This window comes from Streptomyces chlorus (assembly GCF_042655885.1).
Lineage (GTDB): Bacteria > Actinomycetota > Actinomycetes > Streptomycetales > Streptomycetaceae > Streptomyces > Streptomyces chlorus.
The window spans coordinates 111,125-125,064 of record NZ_JBHSOA010000064.1 but is presented as its reverse complement, the minus strand read 5'-3'; the positions used below and the strand labels follow the sequence as shown (position 1 = coordinate 125,064).

Sequence of the window (13,940 nt, the reverse complement as noted above, 5' to 3'; positions counted from 1 at the left end):
TCGACCTGTCCGCGCCCATTACGCGGTGAACGCCTCGTTCCGAGTCCTCACCCCGGAACCGTCAGGAACCGGGCATCAGGCACGGTCGCCGTCACGGTTGAGGCCGCGGGCGTGTGCGAAGCGGGTCAGCCCGTCGGCGAGATCGATCAGCGGGGCGGGGTAGTCCAGGGCGGCGCGCCGGTCCTCCGGCAGTCGCCAGGGCTCGTGCACGTTCCGCTCGTCCACGTCTTTCAGTTCGGGTACCCAGCGCCGTACGTAGGCGCCGCTCGGGTCGTAACGCCGGCCCTGGCGCACGGGGTTGAGGACGCGGTTCGGGCGGGTGTCGGTGCCGGTGCCGGCGACCCACTGCCAGTTGAGCTGGTTGTTGACGAGGTCGCCGTCCACCAGCAGGTCCAGGAAGTGCCGGGCGCCGACCCGCCAGTCCACGTACAGCGTCTTGGCCAGGAAGCTCGCGGCCAGCAGCCGTGCCCGGTTGTGCATCCAGCCCTCGTGGAGCAGTTGGCGCATCGCCGCGTCGACGACCGGATAGCCGGTACGGCCCTCCCGCCACGCGGCGATGTCCTCGGCCGCCTCGTCCTCGGTCCGCCACCGGTCGTGCCGGGGGCGGTAGTCCCGCCGGGACGCCTCGGGCCGCGCCGCCAGCACCTGGTGGTGGAAGTCGCGCCAGCACAACTGGCGCACGAACGCCTCCGCCCCGGCTCCACCCCGCGAGCGGGCCCGCTGGACGAGTTCCACCGGCGAGAGGGCCCCGAAGTGGAGGTAGGGCGAGAGCCGGGAGGTCGCGTCGCCCGCCAGATCGTCGTGCCCCTCCTCGTACGCCGGCATCCGGGACCGGGCCCACCGGGCGAACCGTTCGCGCCCTTGCGTCTCGCCCCCGGCGGGGAGGCCGGGCGAGAGGCCGGACATGCCGTCACGGGAGGGCAGCGGCTCGCCGCGCACCGCGTCGGGGACCCGCACGGTGCACGGCGCCGGGCAGGTTCCCCGCAGCTGCTCCTGCGACCAGCGGCGGAAGTAGGGGGTGAACACGGCGTAGTGGTCGGACCCGGCGGGCGTCACGGCCCCGGCGGCGACGGCGGTGATCACGGCGTCGTGCACCCGCAGCGCCACCCCGCGCCCGCCGAGGTCCTCCCGCAGCCGCTCCTCCCGCCGCTGGGCGTAGCCGCTGACGCCCGCCGCCATGTGCACCTCCGCGGCCCCGCACTCCGCGGCGACCGCGCCGACCTCCCGGACAACCGGCCCCGTACGCACGACGAGCCGGCCGCCGCGCCGGCGCAGCGAGGCGTCGAGATCCCGCAGACAGTCGGCGAGGAAGGCGGCACGGTTCGGCGCGTCGAAGCCGGCCGCGTGGACACCTGGGTCGCGTACGAACAGCGGCACCACCTCGTCGGCCGCCGCGAGCGCGGCGCGCAGCGGTGGATGGTCGTGCAGACGCAGATCCGAGGTGAACAGGACGACCGCGACGGTCATGGGGCTACTCCTGGTCGTGCATGAGGCATTGCTTGCTTTCTCGCCGTCTCTTCGGGCTGTTCCCGGCACGCGGATGCGGAGCCGGGCACACTGCCGCCGGGCAGGCCACCGTCACCCGCGTCACCCGCGTCACCCGCGTCACCCGCGTCACCCGCGTCACCCGCGTCACCCGCGGCGCAGGCGCCGTGCGCGCCGTACGTGTCGTGCGGACTCATGGCTTTCGCGGCGGCCCGCGCGTGCATCGGCCCCGTGCGCGCTCATGCCCTTCGCGGCCGCCTGGGTGATGTTGCGGGCCATGCCGCCGAAGACGACGGCGTGGAACGGGGCGACGGACCACCAGTAGGCATGGCCCGGCAGCCCGCGCGGGTGGAACAGGGCACGTTGCCGGTAATGAGTGCGGCCCTCGTCGTCCGTGCCGGCGTACATCTCCAGCCATGCGAGGCCCGGCAGCCGCATCTCGGCCCGCAGTCGCAGCAGCCGGCCGGGCTCGATCTCCTCGACCCGCCAGAAGTCCAGCGAGTCACCGACCCGCAGCCGCTCGGCGTCACGCCGCCCGCGCCGCAGGCCGACACCGCCGACGAACCGGTCCAGCCAGCCCCGTACCGCCCAGGCCAGCGGGAAGGAGTACCAGCCGTTGTCCCCGCCGATGCCCTCGATCACCTTCCACAGCGATTCCACGGACGCCTCGACCGGCATCCGGCGCTCATCGCGGTAGAGGCTCCCGCCGGCCCAGTCGGGGTCGGTGGGCAGCGGATCGCTGGGCGCGCCCGGCACGCTCGCGGACGACCAGCGCGTGGCGACCTGCGCCTCCCGCACCCTCCGCAACGCGAGGGTCAGTGCTTCGTCGAACGGCAGTGGACTTCCTGGTGCGTCGGGCACGTACCGGGCGATGTCGTGCTCGTGGCAGACGACCTCGTGGCGCAGCGATTCCGTCAACGGCCGGGCCAGGGAGGCGGGTACGGGGGTGACGAGCCCGATCCAGTGGCTGGACAGGCTCGGGGTGAGCACCGGCACCGTCACGACGAGCCGCCGCCGCAGTCCGGCGACGACGGCGTACCGCCGCATCATCTCCCGGTAGGTGAGGACGTCCGGCCCGCCGATGTCGAACGCCCGGTCGACATCGGCGGGCATGCCGGCCGAGCCCACCAGGTACCGCAGCACATCGCGTACCGCGACCGGCTGGATCCGGGTGTGCACCCAGCTGGGGGTCACCATGACCGGCAGCCGCTCGGTGAGATAGCGCAGCATCTCGAACGACGCCGACCCCGAACCGATGACGACCGCGGCCCGCAGCACGGTGGCGGGCACCGGCCCGTCGAGGAAGATCCGCCCGACCTCGGCGCGGGAGCGCAGATGCGGGGACAGGGACCGCTCCGGGACACCGCGCGGGGTCAGCCCGCCCAGGTAGACGATGCGCCGTACGCCGGCGGCCCGGGCCTCTTCCGCGAAGGTCCGGGCCGCCTGCCGGTCCGTCTCCTCGAACCCGGAGCCGGTCCCGAGGGCGTGCACCAGGTAGTAGGCGACGTCGATCCCGCGCAGGGCCGCGGCGACCGAACCGGGGTCGGTGACGTCACCCCGGACCGTCTCGACGTCACCCGCCCAGGGATGGTCGCGGAGCTTGCGGGGGGTGCGGGCGAGGCACCGCACCCGGTGGCCGGCCCGCAGCAGCTCCGGTACGAGGCGCCCGCCGATGTATCCGGAGGCGCCGGTGACCAGGCAGTGCAGCCGCTCGGCGCCGCCCCCGTCCCGCTGTCCGTCCGGACCCGCGTCCCGCTGTCCGTCCGAGCCCGCGTCCCGCTGTCCGTCCGAGCCCGCGTTCATCCCCGCGTCGGTGCCCATGTCCGTCTCCTCCGCGCTCGCCCGAGGCCGCTTTCCTCTTCCTCTCGTCCGATCATGGCGGCAGCGCGGTGCCCGCGCCCGTTCAGCCGGGCCGGGAACTGGGCCCGGACCCGGCGTCGGAGGCGGGACCGGAACCGGACCCGGAGTCGGCACCGGCCCCCGCATCGCCCTTGCGGGCCAGGACGCTCGGCCATCACGCCCGCGGACCGATGTCGATCACGAGCGCGGGTACCAGGAGCGAGCGGACCACGAGGGTGTCGAGCAGGACGCCGAGGGTCACGATGAACGCGATCTGGACCAGGAAGGCCAGGGGAATCAGCATCAGGGCCGCGAACGTCGCCGCGAGGACGACACCGGCCGAGGTGATGACCCCGCCGGTCGTGGTGAGCCCGCGCAGCACGCCCTGCCGACTGCCGTGGGTGAGGGCCGTCTCCCGTACCAGTGCGATGCCGCAGAGCCCGCAAAGCGGACCGTCGACCCGCTGCCACCGCATGACGAAGAGGAATCCTTCAGGGCCGGGATCGCCCCCGGATGACGCGATACGTGGTTCAGCGGCGACGCCACCGCGCTCTCAATGGTCCTGTCCCAGGGACCCCGACCCCGCGCCTTCACTCATAGTAGAATGACGAGTACGCTCCGCGGTCGCAGGTCTGCGGGCACACAGGGGAAGAGCGTGCGCCGGATTGACGTACCCAGACGTCAGACGGTCGAACCGTCCGGTACCCGGGTTCCGTCCGGTCACACGAGTACGTGATCGACGAAGCACCAGCGCCAGTTCTCCCCGGGCTCATGGGTCCGCATCACGGGGTGGCCCGTTTCCCGGTGGTGCCCCGTCGCGTGCCGGCCCAGCGACGAGTCGCAGCAGCCGACGTGACCGCAGCTGAGACACAGGCGCAACTGCACCGGATCCGTGCCGTCCCGCAGACACTCCGGACACGTCTCGGTGAGTGGGACGGGTTCCGGGAGCGGCAGCGCGTCGGCGTGCGTGCACTGTTTCATGATGGCCAGATTACGACGGCTGCACGGGTCACTGCGCGGAGATTCGAGGGTGGGCACGACATGGACGTGATGCCGCTGCTGTTGCTGGTGGCGGGCAGTGCCGCGATCTCCGCCGCCGCCAGACGCACTCCGGTGCCGGCCCCGCTGCTGGTGGTCGCCGCCGGTCTCGCGGTCAGCTACGTCCCCGGCGTGCCCGTCTACACGCTCGACCCGCACATCGTCCTTCCGCTCGTCCTGCCCCCGCTGCTGTACACGGCTGCCACCGACAGCTCCTACCTCGGTCTGCGGGCGCAGCTGCGGCCGGTCGCGCTGCTGTCGGTGGGGTACGTACTGTTCGCGACCTTCGTCGTCGGCTGGACCCTGTACCTGCTCGTGCCGGGCCTGTCGCTCACCGCGGCTCTGGTGTTCGGTGCCGTGGTGGCCCCGCCGGACGCGGTCGCGGCGACGGCGGTGGCGCGCCGGGTCGGACTGCCGTCCCGGATCACCACGATCCTCCAGGGCGAGTCCCTGCTGAACGACGCCACCGCTATCACCGCGTTCCGGGTGGCCGTGGCGGCGGCCGTCGGCGAGGGCGCGACCTGGGCCGGGGGGATCGGCGAGTTCCTGCTCGCGGCGTTCGGCGGCCTCGCGTTCGGCCTGGTGCTGATGGTTCCGCTGCACTGGCTGCGCACCCACGTGAAGGAGGCGCTGCTGCAGAACACGCTCTCCCTGCTGATCCCGTTCGTCGCCTACGCCGCCGCCGAGCAGGTGCACGCCTCCGGGGTCATCGCGGTCGTGGTCGTCGCGCTCTATCTGGGACACCGCGCGTGGGAGGTCGATTTCGCCACCCGGCTCCAGGAGGAGGCGGTGTGGAGGATGGTCGCGTTCGTCCTGGAGGCCGCGGTGTTCGCGCTCATCGGACTGCAACTGCCGATCGTCCTCAAGGGGCTCGGGGAGTATGCGGGTGCCGAGGCCGCCTGGTACGCGCTGGCCGTCTTCGCGGTGGTCGTCGCCGCGCGGTTCGTGTGGGTGTACCCGGCGGCCTTTCTGCCACCGCTGCTGTCGGCGCGGATCCGGGAACGCGAGGGGAGACTCGGCTGGAAGTCGCCGTTCGTCATCGCATGGGCCGGCATGCGCGGCGTGGTCTCGCTGGCCATCGCCTTCTCGATCCCGCTCACCGCAGACCTCCCGCAGCGCAACCTGCTGCTCTTCCTGACCTTCACCACGGTCATCGGCACGCTGGTGGTGCAGGGTCTGACACTGCCCCCGCTGATCCATCTGCTGAAGATCCCCGGGCGCGACATCCAGGCCGAGACCCTCGCGGAGGCCAACGCCCAGGCGCAGGCCTCGCGGGTCGCCGAACAGCGGCTGGACGAGCTCCTGTCCGACGAGCGCAACGCTCTTCCGGCCCCGCTCGCCGACCGTCTGCGCATCGTCCTGGAGCGCCGCCGCAACGCCGTCTGGGAACGTCTGGGCCAGGCCAACCCGGTCACCGGGGAGTCCGTGGACGACACCTACCGGCGGCTGTCGCGGGAGATGATCAGCGCGGAGCGTGACGTGTTCGTCAGACTCCGCGACGCCCGCTACCTCGACGACGAGATGCTGCGTACCTTGCTGCGGCGGCTGGACCTGGAGGAGGCGGCGGCGTATCGGGAGACGGCATAGAACGGTTCCCCGTGCTCACGGGAAGGGGCGCCCGGTGACGACGGCGGCGACCGTGCTTCCGCGGTGAGCGAGCCCGGTGATCACTGGCCCACGCGGCCGTCGATCCGCTCGCGCAGGAGGTCGGCGTGGCCGCAGTGCCGCGCGTACTCCGCGATCTGCGCCACCAGGACATCGCGAAGCTGCACGGCCCCCACCGGGTTCGGGACCGAGGTCGGAGAAACCGGCGCTCCGGGTGCCGAGTTCGGTGACGCCTGCCAGGAATCGGCCGGTGAGTTCCACCTCGGTCCGCCATTGCCGCCAGGCGTCCTCCACGACCGCCGGGTCGGCGCGTCCGTGACACGCGTCCGCCGGTCACGATCCAGGTGTTTGCTCGCTTCTACCGGGCTGAGGGCGACTTGTCGGTCGTCGCAGTACGGCGGCGGGTCAGCACGCGCGTGGTGCTGCCGTCATCCTCTTCGATGTCCCGGACATGCTCGAAACCGATTCTGTCCAGCAGCATCAGGGAGGATTCGTTCGGTGCGGCTACGGTGGCATGCACCGTGGTCAGTCCGAGGCTGTCGAAGCCGTGGGCGACGATCGCTTCTGCCAGCTCGGTCCCCAGGCCGGACCCCCATGCCGTGGGCGCCAGAGCGTAGATGATCTCGTGGCCTCCGACGACGTCGGTCGGCTTGATCTCGGCATGCCCGACCAGGAGCCCGTCGCGACGAACGGCCCAGACATCGAACAGATCCCGTGCATAGACGTTCGTGAAGATCCGCCCGAACAGTGCCCGGTCCGCTGCTTCGGAAGCAGGGCCGTCACCCATCCACTGCGACACCCTCGTGTCCTGGAACAGAGCGACGAAGTCCTCTTCGTCCTCGGGTACGTACGGCTCCAGGAGCAGCCGCTCGGTGCGCAGAGTAGGAGTCACGGACGACGACGCTACCCACGCGGCTTCCAAGCCGGCAAACCACTTTCGCCTGAGCGGACACCCCCCGACCCGTCGCCGTGCCGCCCCTCGCCCATCGCCCGATGCCGCAGGCCGAGTCGCCGCAGTCGACGCAGAAAGCGTTGCGCCAAGGCACGGCCCGGAGCCTCCCGCCGGTTTCGGGGCAGACGGGAGCGGTCGTCGAGAGGACACCCCACGGCGGTCTAACGGCCGACGGTGCTCCAATCGGTGAGGGCGGGCGGAGTCGAGCGGCCCGCAGCGTGCTCGCGCAGGCGCCGGGTCAGTTCCGGCAGGTCGTACGCCGGAAAGCTCACTTGGAGCAGCTGCGGACGAAACCGTGATGGCAGCTCCTCATGGAACATCGCCGCGTCCATCGGTTTGACCTCCACGGCCCATGCGTCCGGAGCCGCCCAGTGCGTCATCCGGACGTAGAACGCGTTCCGGGGGCCGGAGTTCGCCACGGCCGAGAGGAAGGCGAGGCCGCTGTCGACCGGGAAGTCGATGAGCATCCAGCCATGCCTGGACTTCACCCACTCCGCCATGTGCGGCAGTTTCTCCGGCCAGTCCGTTGCCGTTGCCCCGCACCTCCCATTCCTCCGGGAGCCCGGATCCCGGAGGCAGGAGCACCAGGAGTGCTCCGAGCTTCTCCTCCGAGGCTCGTCGTTGGCTGCTGTTGAGCGGCTTCGGACGGCCCAGCCGTGGACCACGTGAACAGCGTCAGCCGGCGGAAGCGGCGGGAGGCCGTCTCGGTGTGGATACCGGTGCTCGTGAGGTCCGGTCCTGGCAGGAGAAAACGGCAAGACGACCGTCGCCCACCATGCCTTCCTTCTCCATGGGCAGCAGATGCGGCCTCGGGTCGGCAGGAAAGAGGTCAGTGGATGATCGGGGACACAGGAGGGGCGGTGCTACGAAGGGCATGTACGGCTGTTTGCGCTGCTCGCTCCACCGTGGAGATGCCGTGAGACATGCTCGGGCTGCCGTGAGAGAGGACGACGATGTAGAACGTGCTCCCGTGTGCTTTGACTCGCCCCATGCTGTTGATTGCCCAGCGTTGCGACTGGGAGCGCTGCAGCCAGCCGTTCTTGAGCTGCCAACGGCTGCCTTCCGCAGACACCCCCCAGGCCTGGTCGGCGTCGATCCGGCCCATGAAGGTCTGGATCAGGTGGCGTGAGGCTTCGCTGAGCGGTGAATGGTCGGTGAACACGGCGGTCAACAGGGTTAGTTGGTCTGCCGCGGTGGTGCGGGTGAGGCCCCAGTAGGCACCTGGTCCTGCTTGGGTGGAGGTCAGCCCCAGGGCCTTGTTGGCGTCAGCGAGTCCTGGGCCGCCGCCGATACGTTGCCACAGGGCACTTGCGGAGTCGTTGTCGCTGCTCTGGATCATTGAGGCGGCGGTGGATGTCTCCCACGGGGTGAGCGACTGTCTTTCGCGCTGGGCACGCAGCAGCAGTGCCGCCAGGATATTTACCTTCACCACGCTCGCGGTGATGTGTGTTTGTGAGCCGTACACCGTCCGTCGGCCGGTCCTGGGCTCCAGAACGGCGACCGACACCTGAGTGCCGCTCTGTTTCCGAATCGGTTCGAGCAAACGAGTGAGCGCGTTGTTCACATCCGTCGGGGCCGGCGTCCGCGCGTCGGGGAGGCCTGGCGGCGCTTGGGCCGGCTTGCTGTTTGCCGGCGTCAAAGGTGCCTGGTTCTGTGCCAGGGGGCGTCCGACCCGGGCACCGGTTGTGGTGTGACCGGCAGTGAAGCAGCCCGTGAGCAGCATGCCCGCTGCTGAGCATGCCAGCACCAGCTGTATCCGCTCCCGCCGCGCGCAGGCCTTGTCGTGTCGGCTCGGGCCGGGCGGGACAGGCTGGTGCCCCATTCCGTGGGGTGGACAGGCAGCATGATTCGGATTCATCGGGAACCTCAATCGCACAAGCGGGAGACAGCCGGAGGGAGAACCACGCCCACAGTCTTTTCCGGGGTGAGGCGCGCCGCATCCCGGGACGGTTTCCCCCTAAAGGCGTAACACGCTCACGGCAGACGCCACCTGACGGCCCCTTGGAAATGAAGCGAAGACCCGTCTCTCGCGGCCCTGTGCACCTGCCCCGCGCCGCCATGTCGTGCGACGCGCCACCCCCTGGCCCCCGGGTGCGGTGGCCTATCCACGTCACTCTTCCCGGTGAGCGCCTTGCAGCGTTTGGGGGAGTTGCGCGGCGTGGCTGTGGGTGTCATCGAGGTTGGTCTGGGCGTGGAGTACGTCGGCTGTCTCAGTGCCGGTGAGGGATGCTGTGCAATGCGGGGTGCCTCGCTGCACCCTCACCGGCCTCAGCCGCGCTGCCGTCGTGTGTCGTCGTGTGTCGCCGACCAGAATTAGCCGCGGCGGTCGGCCCGTGGCGGCGGCTTCGGAGTCCTCAGCTTGGGAAGCTGCGACCATGTGGGCCGAATCAGCCCCTGAACTGGGCGAACGGTTGGGGCGCGGCCTTGGCGGTGATACCTGGCTTCACCGTGATTTACCGCTGTTCCCCGCCCGTTTTGGTGCGGCTGTGGTGCGGGGCTGACTGGCCAAAGCTACTCGTCGACGCCCAGATCGGCGCGCATGGACTGCTTCAGTACCCCCAGGTAAGGCCAGACCTCGTCGTGGAGTTCACCCTCCAGCGTCGCCAGTTCCTCCGCGTATGTGGAGGGTGCCGCTCCGTACTTCCTGAGCTTGCCGTACGCGGCGTTCAAACGCTTCTTTGCCGTGCCGGAGGCGCGCAACACCGCGTCCGGAACAACCATCTGGGATTCCGCGTAGCTGTCCCGATAGGCCAGCCTGCCCGCCTCCAGATTCTTCAGGGACGTGTCAACTTCCTCGCTGCGTTGAAGCGAGTAGAGATAGTTGGTCATCGCCGTCAGGTACTGGCGTGAGGCAGTGTTCAGTGTGATGTAGCAGGTGCGCCGCCGTTCAAGGCTCTCGCGCTGCCATTGTCTGGCCTGCTCCGCCCGGAGCAACTCCTCGGCATGACCGCGTTCCTCGCGCCGCTGTTCAGCGGCGGCCTGGAGCTCCATGCGCTTGGTGCGGTCCGCGCGGTTCTGTGTCAGCAGCGCGGCTCCCAGCGTTCCTGCCACACCTACCATGGCGATCAACAACCCCGCCCAACTGGCGCCCATGATGCCCCCTTCGTGAAGTCGGAAGGACTCGCCCCACGGCAGGTACTCCCCCCGGTACGCCTCTGCGGAACCCTCGGACTTTTCTAGGCTGTTGCCGGGAGCCCTGAAGCAGGGGCCCGCCCATTATGCCGGGGCACACGAACCCTGCATGATCCGAATGAAAGACCCTAACTGCCATTCATAGCGGGCCCGTTGTCAGTGTCTGCGGCTATGGTCTCAAGCGCGCGGTCGGCTTCCAGGGGTTCCAGCTCTGGAGGGAATGGTTGCATCCCCGGCCTGTCTGGGGGCGGTCCGGAAACACGTCCGGGACCTAACTGACGGTCGGGCTTCGTTGATGGCCAGGAGAAAACCTGCCAGCGCCGGCCGCGCGCCACCTCTTGCACGGGCCGAGGGCAGCCTCAGTGAGACTGACTCCCGCCCTCTTCTGTCGGCATCCGCCCTGGTCACGTACGGATTTTCGTAGGTGATCCGGCGAGTGCCCCCGGCAGGATTCGAACCTGCGCACACGGCTCGGGGCCCTTGTCGTCGCCTGCGCCCTTGCTGCAGGGGTCAGGACTTTGTGGGGAGGGAGCCGTCCATGTAGGACGAATAGAACTCCTGGTATGCGCGACGGTTGTGCAGCGGTGGGAGCCCAGCGGCCACGCTCATGTACCAGACGGCCTCCACCATGAGGCTGGCGGCTTCGTACCACTGCTCGTCTCCGCTGAACCTGACGGCAGATGCGGTGGCCATCGCGCGCGCGGCATGACGAGCGGCCATGGCAAGGCGTGTCTCGGGACCGGTAAGGGAGATGGTGGTCTCGTAGGTGAAGGGGGCGCGGCCACGGGTGCGAATCACGTCGGAGCACCACAGCGGGTCTGCGCCGAGGACGTCGAGTGCGGCGCGTGCGAGTGGCCGGCAGTCATGGACAGTTCCAGCCTTGGACAGGGCAATGAACGCGGCGTGATACACCTCCGCATCCGTGTCGAAGGAGTGCGTCTCGAACCCTGCACGGTGCAGCGCAGCCTCGGCTGCATCCCCGCACACAGTGCTCGCCCTCGCCCCCCGCGCGTAGTCGGTGTCGTAGTAGGTGTTCTCGATCGCGCCGTACGCCTCGTACCAGGCGCCGACCTCCGCGCAGACTGTCTGTAAGCACTTGTTTTGGCTCCAGTGCACGGAGTTCTTTTGGCTCCACTCACCGGTTGGAGGGGGCGTTTATTGGTGTGATTCACGCCCTTGTAGCAAGGTGATTTGGCCCCACTTCGAACGAGTGGTTCCGCTGGCCGAGACCGGGGGTCGGCGCGGTAGTTTTGGAGCCTCGGCCAGACCTCCGTCAGCGTGCCCCCGACAGGTGCGTGGAGGCTGCCGACCCGACTCGACTCAGGTTGCGGGCCGCCCAGTGCCCGTGGCGGCTGGACGAGAACGGGCGATGGTCCGGTCGGCACTGGGACTTGGCGGCCGGGCCCAACGCGGCTGCGGCCGGCGTCCCGTGAGGGAGGCCGGCCGCAGCTGTCGTTCGAGGTCAGCGGCGTCGTTTCTTCTGACTCTGGGCGAAGCGGTAGGAGTCGGTGCCGGTCTCGACGATGTGTGCGTTGAAGGTGACGCGGTCGACGATCGCGGTGCAGAGTCGGGGGTCGGTGAAGGTCTGCTTCCACTCGGAGAACGGAGCATTCGACGCGATGGCGATAGCCCTGCGTTCTTCGCGCTCGGTGAAGATCTGGAACAGCAGTTTGGCTCCGGCCTTGTCGAGGTCGAGATATCCGAACTCGTCCAGACAGAGCAGGTCAACGCGTCCGTAGCGGGCGATGGTGCGGGCCAGCTTCTTCTCGTCGGCGGCTTCCGCGAGCTCGTTGACCAGGTTGACCGTGGTCGTGTAGCGGACCTTGAGTCCGGCCTCGGCCATGGCGGTGCCGATCCCGATGAGTAGGTGGGACTTGCCGGTGCCTGAGTCGCCGATCAGGCAGAGCGGCTGCCCGGCCTTGACTCAGGCCGGGTCCGACAGGGTGCCGACCAGTTCCGGTGTGACATTCGGGTTCTCGGTGAAATCGAAGTCCTCTAGTCGCTTGGGCCGGGGGAAGTTGGCGTCCCTGACCAGCCGCTGTTTGCGCCGTTCCTCACGTTCGGCGCACTCGGCTTCCAGCAGGTCAGCCAGGAAGTCCTTGTAACTGGACCGCTGACGCATCGCCTCGTCGGCCATCTCCCCGACCCGGCTGCGGATGGTGGGCAGGTGCAGGCTCCGGCATGCCTCGTCAATGGCCGTGTCCACGGCCTCCTCTGGTCCGACATCCCGGCGGGGCGGAGGGACGTGCTGGCGGGTGGGTGCAGCGGTCGTGCTCATGCAGTGCCTTTCGGTTGGCGGGTCAGGAGCTGGTCGTAGTGGCTCACAGTCGGCAGCGGGCGCTTGTCCTCGGGCAGTTGGGCTCTGCGGGCCGTCAGTGACACCACCCCGCTGGGCTCGGCCCACGGCGGCGGATCGTCCCCGTCGTCAAGATGCTCGGCCGGATCCGGTGCCTGCGCGGCGGCCTTGCGTGCCTCGACGGCCACGACGTCCGCGGTGGCGGCGCCCGCCCGGATCGCAGCCGCCATGCCCAGCTGGACCGCCTCGGCCGGCATGCGCCGATGCAGGAGCAGAACCTCGATCAGGGCCCTGGTCCCGGCCGCGTCTCCGTGCGCGGTGCGGGCCGCGGCCCAGAACGCCTCATGGACCTCGGTGAACGATCCTGTCTGCCGGGCGGTCGCCAGTGCCGTGGAGCCGGCCATGGCGCCCGGCTTGGCCAGCAGGATCTCCAGGTAGTGATCGAGTTCGTCGCGGAACTCGCCCCGCCGGGTCAGCCGCGGGTGACGGGCCGCGACCGTCCGCCGCTCGAACACCAGCAGTTCATTGCCCCGCAGCAGCACGCGCACGTTCTGCCCGATGAAACGGGCAGGCACCGAGTAGTGGCACTGGCGGACCGTGATCCGGCTGCTGCGGTCGACCTTCGGTGTCAGCGTGATGCCGCACTCGAACTCCTCGAACGGCAACGGCGCCAACTGGTCTGTCTCGATGGTGAAGTTGAAACCGATAGTGGTCAGCCTGCCGGACAGGATCCGGGCGTCCTCGGCCGCGTCGATCGCGGCGATCTTCTCGTTCAGCTCGCTCAGCGAGGCAACGTCGGGAACCGGGACGAGGTGCGTGCGGCGGAAGCGTCCGCCCTCGTGTTCGACTCCGCCCTTCTCGTGGGCGCCCTCCTGGCCGGGGATGCAGTAGAAGGCATCGAAGCCGTAGTGAGCGCGGAAAGTGAGCCACCGCTCGGACTCCACCCGGCTGCGGCCGGTGCAGATCCGGTTGACCGCCGGCTTCAGATTGTCGTAACGGATGTGCCGGGCCGGGACCCCGCCCAGCACGTTGAACGCCTCGACATGCCCCTCCATGAAGGACTCCTGGGCCTGCGAGGCATAGACCCGGTGGACGGCCTTGCCCGAGTACGACATCCGCAGCGTGAACAGGTGGCACTTGACCACCTCGCCCGCCAGCCGGACCCACACGTCGGCGAAGTCGACCTCCGCTTCCTCGCCGGGAAGATGCACCTGAGGAACCATCCCGTCCAAATGACGGTGGCCTTCCCGGGCCTCGGCCTCGATCTGCGGGCGGCGGACCAGGAGGTAGTCGCAGACCGTCGAATATGACGCCTGGTCGAAGCCGTAGTCCTGCGCGAGCCGCTGGTGGATTCGCCGGGCGGTGTGCTTCTGCTTGCGCGGCGCGGTGAGGTCCTCCCGCAGCATCGCGTCGATCCAGCCCTTGGCCGGGTCCAGAACCGTCGCCCGCGGCACCGGTTTCTTCCTCGGCGGCGGAACCGCCGAGTTGAGAGCTTGGCGCACCGTCCGCCGGTGCACTCCGTACTTCTCCCCGAGGGCCCGCTGCGACATCTCCGGATCGAGACGCCTGTCCCTCCGGATGGCGGCGAACAAC

At 69.5% G+C, this 13,940-nt stretch carries 10 protein-coding genes and 3 pseudogenes; 1 reads left to right on the top strand and 12 read right to left on the bottom strand.

Annotated elements, in window-relative coordinates:
- Window positions 1–75: 75 nt before the first annotated feature.
- The 4 genes and pseudogenes from ACFPZI_RS27750 to ACFPZI_RS27735 form a co-directional block, all read right to left on the bottom strand.
- Window positions 76–1,467 (bottom strand): cryptochrome/photolyase family protein, encoded by a 1,392-nt coding sequence (locus tag ACFPZI_RS27750; protein ID WP_381368421.1) that lies wholly within the window; start codon window positions 1,465–1,467, stop codon window positions 76–78.
- A gap of 165 nt (window positions 1,468–1,632) precedes the next feature.
- Complete coding sequence (locus tag ACFPZI_RS27745; protein WP_381368418.1) at window positions 1,633–3,306, bottom strand: SDR family oxidoreductase; 1,674 nt, start codon at window positions 3,304–3,306, stop codon at window positions 1,633–1,635.
- 82 nt (window positions 3,307–3,388) lie between these two features.
- Window positions 3,389–3,745 (bottom strand): annotated as a pseudogene (locus tag ACFPZI_RS27740) (MMPL family transporter); the annotation flags it as partial.
- Window positions 3,746–4,044: 299 nt separating this feature from the next.
- A complete protein-coding gene (locus ACFPZI_RS27735; RefSeq protein ID WP_332424962.1) occupies window positions 4,045–4,305 on the bottom strand; it encodes a UBP-type zinc finger domain-containing protein in 261 nt (86 codons plus the stop codon).
- Window positions 4,306–4,365: 60 nt separating this feature from the next.
- On the opposite strand from ACFPZI_RS27735, the gene ACFPZI_RS27730 reads away from it, so the two are divergent.
- The gene (locus tag ACFPZI_RS27730; protein ID WP_381368415.1) at window positions 4,366–5,949 is read left to right on the top strand and encodes a Na+/H+ antiporter; all 1,584 of its coding nucleotides are present in this window, start codon (window positions 4,366–4,368) and stop codon (window positions 5,947–5,949) included.
- An 80-nt stretch (window positions 5,950–6,029) separates the two neighbouring features.
- Here the strand turns inward: ACFPZI_RS27730 and ACFPZI_RS27725 are convergent.
- From ACFPZI_RS27725 to istA, 8 genes and pseudogenes are all read right to left on the bottom strand, one after another.
- Window positions 6,030–6,276 (bottom strand): annotated as a pseudogene (locus ACFPZI_RS27725) (mycothiol transferase); the annotation flags it as partial.
- Window positions 6,277–6,325: 49 nt separating this feature from the next.
- Window positions 6,326–6,859 (bottom strand): GNAT family N-acetyltransferase, encoded by a 534-nt coding sequence (locus ACFPZI_RS27720; RefSeq protein ID WP_381368566.1) that lies wholly within the window; start codon window positions 6,857–6,859, stop codon window positions 6,326–6,328.
- A gap of 221 nt (window positions 6,860–7,080) precedes the next feature.
- Window positions 7,081–7,419: a hypothetical protein gene (locus ACFPZI_RS27715; protein WP_381368412.1), complete on the bottom strand. Its 339-nt coding sequence runs from the start codon at window positions 7,417–7,419 to the stop codon at window positions 7,081–7,083.
- A gap of 329 nt (window positions 7,420–7,748) precedes the next feature.
- Window positions 7,749–8,642, bottom strand: coding sequence for a serine hydrolase (locus ACFPZI_RS27710; RefSeq protein ID WP_381368409.1), 894 nt, complete (start codon window positions 8,640–8,642; stop codon window positions 7,749–7,751).
- A gap of 788 nt (window positions 8,643–9,430) precedes the next feature.
- Window positions 9,431–10,012, bottom strand: a complete 582-nt coding sequence (locus ACFPZI_RS27705) for a hypothetical protein (protein ID WP_381368406.1) — start codon at window positions 10,010–10,012, stop codon at window positions 9,431–9,433.
- A gap of 549 nt (window positions 10,013–10,561) precedes the next feature.
- Window positions 10,562–11,167 (bottom strand): hypothetical protein, encoded by a 606-nt coding sequence (locus tag ACFPZI_RS27700; RefSeq protein WP_381368404.1) that lies wholly within the window; start codon window positions 11,165–11,167, stop codon window positions 10,562–10,564.
- Window positions 11,168–11,513: 346 nt separating this feature from the next.
- Window positions 11,514–12,329 (bottom strand): annotated as a pseudogene (gene istB / locus ACFPZI_RS27695) (IS21-like element helper ATPase IstB).
- Window positions 12,326–13,897 carry an IS21 family transposase gene (istA, locus tag ACFPZI_RS27690; protein ID WP_381368401.1) on the bottom strand — a complete coding sequence of 524 codons (1,572 nt, stop codon included), beginning with the start codon at window positions 13,895–13,897 and terminating at the stop codon, window positions 12,326–12,328. Before istA ends, istB begins: the two are co-directional and overlap by 4 nt.
- Window positions 13,898–13,940 lie beyond the last annotated feature (43 nt).

Coding starts and splice junctions, on each gene's coding strand:
- ACFPZI_RS27750 (WP_381368421.1), bottom strand. CDS start 1,467: ATGACCGTCGCGGTCGTCCTGTTCACCTCGGATCTGCGTCTGCACGAC.
- ACFPZI_RS27715 (WP_381368412.1), bottom strand. CDS start 7,419: ATGGCGGAGTGGGTGAAGTCCAGGCATGGCTGGATGCTCATCGACTTC.
- ACFPZI_RS27745 (WP_381368418.1), bottom strand. CDS start 3,306: ATGGGCACCGACGCGGGGATGAACGCGGGCTCGGACGGACAGCGGGAC.
- ACFPZI_RS27735 (WP_332424962.1), bottom strand. CDS start 4,305: ATGAAACAGTGCACGCACGCCGACGCGCTGCCGCTCCCGGAACCCGTC.
- ACFPZI_RS27705 (WP_381368406.1), bottom strand. CDS start 10,012: ATGGGCGCCAGTTGGGCGGGGTTGTTGATCGCCATGGTAGGTGTGGCA.
- ACFPZI_RS27730 (WP_381368415.1), top strand. CDS start 4,366: ATGGACGTGATGCCGCTGCTGTTGCTGGTGGCGGGCAGTGCCGCGATC.
- istA (WP_381368401.1), bottom strand. CDS start 13,897: ATGTCGCAGCGGGCCCTCGGGGAGAAGTACGGAGTGCACCGGCGGACG.
- ACFPZI_RS27710 (WP_381368409.1), bottom strand. CDS start 8,642: ATGCTGCTCACGGGCTGCTTCACTGCCGGTCACACCACAACCGGTGCC.